Raw genomic sequence first — 223 nt, 5'->3', positions numbered from 1 at the left:
AAGAAGTTAGCGGCGGACGGGTGAGTAACACGTGGGTAACCTGCCCATAAGACTGGGATAACTCCGGGAAACCGGGGCTAATACCGGGTAATATTTTGCACCGCATGGTGCAAAATTGAAAGGCGGCTTCGGCTGTCGCTTATGGATGGACCCGCGTCGCATTAGCTAGTTGGTGAGGTAACGGCTCACCAAGGCAACGATGCGTAGCCGACCTGAGAGGGTG

Annotated in this window: 1 rRNA gene; it reads left to right on the top strand. The window is 55.2% G+C overall.

From position 1 onward, the window contains the following. A 16S ribosomal RNA gene (locus MR058_RS23165) occupies positions 1–223 on the top strand; the annotation flags it as partial.

The organism is Bacillus cereus group sp. BfR-BA-01430, from assembly GCF_022663115.1.
Classification (GTDB): Bacteria; Bacillota; Bacilli; order Bacillales; family Bacillaceae_G; genus Bacillus_A; species Bacillus_A cereus_BD.
This window is presented reverse-complemented; position numbering and strand designations above follow the sequence as displayed.